The sequence below is a fragment of the Nevskia soli genome, assembly GCF_903970205.1.
GTDB lineage: Bacteria > Acidobacteriota > Terriglobia > Bryobacterales > Bryobacteraceae > Bog-113.
Genome location: NZ_CAJCHS010000371.1, coordinates 1 through 4,583, shown reverse-complemented (window position 1 = coordinate 4,583; position 4,583 = coordinate 1). Strand labels below are relative to the sequence as shown.

6 protein-coding genes are annotated in these 4,583 nt (G+C 62.9%); 5 read left to right on the top strand and 1 reads right to left on the bottom strand.

Annotation, left to right across the window (positions count from 1 at the left end; all coding sequences use genetic code 11):
- Nucleotides 1-240: 240 nt before the first annotated feature.
- Nucleotides 241-1,020, top strand: a complete 780-nt coding sequence (locus tag H1Y01_RS16250; RefSeq protein ID WP_180541558.1) for a hypothetical protein — start codon at nt 241-243, stop codon at nt 1,018-1,020.
- Here the strand turns inward: H1Y01_RS16250 and H1Y01_RS16245 are convergent.
- Nucleotides 1,017-1,706 (bottom strand): GIY-YIG nuclease family protein, encoded by a 690-nt coding sequence (locus H1Y01_RS16245; protein ID WP_180541557.1) that lies wholly within the window; start codon nt 1,704-1,706, stop codon nt 1,017-1,019. The two genes, H1Y01_RS16250 and H1Y01_RS16245, sit on opposite strands and share 4 nt — an antisense overlap.
- Nucleotides 1,707-1,843: 137 nt before the next feature.
- On the opposite strand from H1Y01_RS16245, the gene H1Y01_RS16240 reads away from it, so the two are divergent.
- The 4 genes from H1Y01_RS16240 to H1Y01_RS16225 all read left to right on the top strand — a co-directional run.
- Complete coding sequence (locus tag H1Y01_RS16240; protein ID WP_180541556.1) at nt 1,844-2,023, top strand: hypothetical protein; 180 nt, start codon at nt 1,844-1,846, stop codon at nt 2,021-2,023.
- Nucleotides 2,010-2,198: a hypothetical protein gene (locus H1Y01_RS16235; protein WP_180541555.1), complete on the top strand. Its 189-nt coding sequence runs from the start codon at nt 2,010-2,012 to the stop codon at nt 2,196-2,198. Before H1Y01_RS16240 ends, H1Y01_RS16235 begins: the two co-directional genes overlap by 14 nt.
- A gap of 53 nt (nt 2,199-2,251) precedes the next feature.
- Nucleotides 2,252-4,309: a portal protein gene (locus tag H1Y01_RS16230; protein ID WP_180541554.1), complete on the top strand. Its 2,058-nt coding sequence runs from the start codon at nt 2,252-2,254 to the stop codon at nt 4,307-4,309.
- The coding region (locus H1Y01_RS16225; RefSeq protein ID WP_180541553.1) for a hypothetical protein at nt 4,306-4,583 on the top strand (278 nt) is incomplete at its 3' end. The genes H1Y01_RS16230 and H1Y01_RS16225, both read left to right, overlap by 4 nt.

Sequence of the window (4,583 nt, the reverse complement as noted above, 5' to 3'; positions counted from 1 at the left end):
TCGGTAACGTGCCGTCCGGGCTCCGAACAAAGTTTCGCAGGCCAGCACGCGTGCACCTCGACATCCTGGTACTTAATGGATGAGGCTAGTACTATCCCAGACCGGGTGTGGGAAGTCGCCGCCGGAGGGTGCTCGGATGGCAGCCCCATATTCATCGTTTGGGGGCAGTGTGAGCGGAACACAGGTGCCTTTTTCGAATCATGCTTCGGTCGCCAGCGCGAGCGCTGGAACCACCGGCGCGTGGACAGCCGAACCAGCAAGTTCACCAACAAGGAATACATCGCCGAGATCGAAGCCGATTACGGCGTCGATTCCGACTATTTCAAGGTCCGCGTTCTGGGCCTTCCGCCCGGCGCCTCCGAGCTGCAGTACATCGACAGCGCGCGCGTCGACGCCGCGAAACGCAACACGGTCGAGGTTTTAGACGACGAACCGCTGATCGCCGGCTTCGACGTTTCGGGCGGCGGATCCGCGTGGAACGTGATCCGCTTCCGCCGCGGCCGCGACGCCCGCCCCGGCCCGCGCGTCCCCGCGCCGATCCGCATCACGGGCGAAGCGGGACGTGACCGCCAGGTACTCGTCGCGCGCGCCGCGATGGTGCTGCGCGACCCCGCGAACCCCGTCGCGGCGATGTTCATCGATTCCGCGTTCGGCGCGCCCGTCGCGGAGCGGCTCAAGACCATGGGCTTCACCCAGGTCGAAGAGATCGTCTTCGGCGGCGTTTCGGCGGATCAGCACGACGCCAACATGCGCGCGTACATGTGGCGGCAGATGAAGGAATTTCTGCCGAAGGGAGCCATCGATCCCGGGGATGACAAGCTCGCGGTCGATTTGGTCGGACCCGGCTATCACCTGAACCAGAAAAGCCAGCTGGTGATCGAGAGCAAGGAATCGATGCAGAAGCGCGGGATTCACAGCCCCGACGACGGCGACGCCCTCGCATTAACGTTCGCCCAAGCGGTGGCTCCAGTGACCTCGAATCAGAGACGACGCCCTTCGAGACTCGTCGGGGACATCTAGGTATCGCGGTTTCGAGCGCTCCGTTTTCGAGCGCGCCGCATTCCGAACATGACGCGCATGCCAAATGCGATGCGCTCTTCAGGAGTTCTACTCGCATGGCCTTTCTTCGCGGCGGCACTGCGCTGCTCGAAGGTCAGCATCGCGTTGGTCTTTTTAGCCGATTCGCGCCGTTCTTCTGGCGTGCGTTTCGCAACGGCACTACTTATTCGGGCGCGCCGTTCTTGGGGAGTCGAGCCGGAGTGGCTCTTCTTCCGGGAAGCGCTGCGCTGTTCGGGCGTTTGGGCCGAAGCCGCCTTTTTCGCGATGGCGCTGCGTTGTTCAGGAGTCTTGTTTGCCTCGGTTCGCTTTTGTTTGGCGCTGCGTTCCTCGGGAGTGCCCCAATTCGGCAACCCGTCGCCGCCGTCCGTTCCGTTTACAAGACGCGCACCGTTCGCGCGGAAGTGAGAGATCCAACGGCGTTCCGCCTTTTCCCACTTCTTGCCAGCGCCAGATTCGATTACCTCGATGACGGGTTTTAGGCCGATGGCGAGCAGCGACAAGATCCAGCGCTGCTTGTGAGTACGCGCTTTCAGGAGCGATTCCTGGATGTGCCATTTGAGGCGCTGCTCAACGGTTTTGGATGTCCAGCCAACGTAGCGAACATCGTGCGTTCGAGGGTTTTTGAGCGTGTAAATGACCCAGTTCATCTAGTTCCAGATTGGCCTGAAAAGCCAATGTTTACAAGGTTCAAACGCACGCACTAGTACTACCGAAAGGAGCCCCACCCATGAAGAAGATGCCGATGAAACCGACCAAGATGCCGAAGAAGCCCAAGTACTAACGCATGCTCCTCGACGCATACGGAAGACCAATCCCGACCGCGCGCATGGGCTTCGTGCCCACGCGCCCCGTCGCGCCGAAAGTGCCCGCTGTCGTGAAGACCGAACCGCGCGCGGACGCGGTCGGCTACACGGTCGATTGCGAGTTGTTTTACCCGCTGATCGAGTGCCGTGAAACGCCTTAAAAACTCGCCGCGCCGCGCGACCGACGAGCGCCTGCGCCTGCACGCGATGGTCGCGCGGATCGAGTCCCAGCAGCAATTAGACGAGTTCCTCGCCGCTACGCCCGCGCACCAGCGCGGCGCCGTCGCCGAGATGATCCAGCCGCATACGAAGTTCGACGCGCGCGCCGAACGATAAAGACCCCCACATTGCCCAGACCAACACAACCCGGCGACGACTTCTTTCAACTCATGCGCGATCGCTACGTTTACGCGATGGCGCAGGACTTCGAGGACCGCGCGGACGCCGAGAGTGACGTCATGTTCGCCGCGGGCGGCGAAGGGCAGTGGACGCCCGCCGTGCTCGCGGCGCGCAAGCTCGCGAAACGCCCGATCCTTACTGAAGACCGACTTACACCGTCAATTGCGCAGGTCGTGAACGATGGGAGGCAGAACAAGCCTTCCATCCAGGTGACCCCGAAAGACGAGGGAACAAAAGAAACCGCCGACTACTTCCAGGGACGCATCCGGCAGATCGAATACGAGTGCGATTCTGACATTGCTTACGACACCGCCCGCGAAGGCCAGGTCTCGTGCGGGCGCGGATTCTACCGCCTCACGACGCGCTACATCAGGGGCCACAAGGGCCCGATGGAGCTGGTGATCGAAGCCATCGAGAACCAGTTCAGCGTTCTTTTCGATCCTTCGGCTCGGAAGTACGACCGCAGCGACGCCGAGTACTGCTTCGTGCTGCGCCTCATGACGCGCGACGAGCACAAACGCGCGTTCGGCGAGGACACGACCGCGAACATGCGGAGCTTTTACTCCGACGACAGCAATAACCCGGCGCCCGAGTGGATGGGCGTGGGCGGCGACATGGCGCAGATTCTCGTCGCCGACTACTACGTCAAGACGTACGACGACGACGGCGAATGCACGGTCACGATTTACGTCACCGACGGCGTCGAAAACCACGACGAAACCGAGTGGATCGGGACGCAGATCCCCGTGTTCCCGCAGTGGGGCAGAACCATCATCAAAGAGGGCAAGAAGCGCACCTACAGCCTGATTCGCGGCGCGAAAGACCCGCAGAAGCTGGTCAACCTCTACGTCTCGAACATCGCCGAGCAGATCGCGCAGATGCCCAAAACGCCGTACATCGGCGCAGAAGGCCAGTTTCTCAACCGCGAAGACGAGTGGGAAGGCGTCAACGACGATCCGCGCGCGTACATCCAGTACAAGATCGTCAAGGATTCCGGAGGCAACTCCATCGGCCCGCCGGTGCGCGTGGTCAACGAGCCACCCATCCAGGCGCTCGTGACCGGATACCTGCAGGCCATTGACGCGGTGAAAGCCGCCATGGGCATCTTCAACGACGCGCTCGGCGCACAGTCGAACGCGGACAGCGGCATCGCGATCGACAGCCGCAAGAAAGAGTCCGACGTTACCAACTTCCACTTCAGCGATAACGAAGCGCGCACGCGCAAAGCGCTCGGCCGAGCGCTGCTCGAACTGATCCCGATCGTTGACGGAACCGCGCCCGGCGAGCGCACCACGCGCAGCGAAGACGGCAAGACGAAGACCGTCAAAATTAACGCGCCGTTCATGGACGAGAAGACCGGCAAGATGGTCATCCACGCGATGGGCAAGGGCGATTACGAGTGCGCGATCTCGACCGGCCCGAGCTACACCTCGCAGCGCGACCAAGCCTTCCAGATTTACGCGAACATCGCCCAGAAAGACAAGAACTTCATGTCCGTCGCGGGCGACCTCCTCTTCAAAGCGATGGACGCGCCGTTCGCCGACCAGATCGCGGAACGGTATCAGAAGATGCTGCCGCCTGCCCTGCAGGACGACAAGAACGAGAACGGCCAGAAACAGGCGCAGCAGGCGCAGCAGCAGCTGCAGGCCATGAGCCAGCAGCACGCCGCGATGGTCGACCAGCTCCACAAGATGGCGCAGATCATCGAGACGGAAAAACAGGCGAACGACACGAAGCTCCAGATCGCCGCGATGAACGCGTGGGTGCAAATCCGCGTGGCGGGCATCAAGGCGGGCAACGCGGTGGATATCGCCGACGCGGACCGCGAAGGCGCCAGGCTCGAAGCGATGTTCGACCGCAGCCACGAAGCCGCGCTCGCCGCCGTTGGCGCGTCGCAGGACGTGGCCGCGCAGCAGGCCGACCAGCAGCACCAGCAGCAGATGCAGGCCTCCGGCCAGGACGCCGCCGCCGCGCAGCAGCAAAGCGCGCAGGACGCCAGCGCCGCGCAGGCCCAGCAGGCCCAGCAACAGCAGGCAACCCAACCATGAAAATACTGATCCTCATTCTCGCCGGCGCGTTCGCCGCCTTCGCGCAGACTTCGACGCAGAACACGTTCGTCAGCACGACCGGCGATGTGACCTTGTCAAACGCCGCGACTGCCGCGACTCTGCAGCAGTCCGCGCTCAACAGCGCCACCGGCGCGAAAGACATCGCGATCACGTACGCGACCGTGTTCTGCTCGGCGGCCTGCACCGTGACCCACACGATCAACAGCGCCGCGGCAACCGCGACCGCGGGCGCGCCCGTCGCGCAGCCCGGCAA

What these genes read in the sequence shown, in the direction of transcription:
- H1Y01_RS16245 (WP_180541557.1), bottom strand. Translation starts at nt 1,706, where the DNA reads ATGAACTGGGTCATTTACACGCTCAAAAACCCTCGAACGCACGATGTT.
- H1Y01_RS16240 (WP_180541556.1), top strand. Translation starts at nt 1,844, where the DNA reads ATGCTCCTCGACGCATACGGAAGACCAATCCCGACCGCGCGCATGGGC.
- H1Y01_RS16230 (WP_180541554.1), top strand. Translation starts at nt 2,252, where the DNA reads ATGCGCGATCGCTACGTTTACGCGATGGCGCAGGACTTCGAGGACCGC.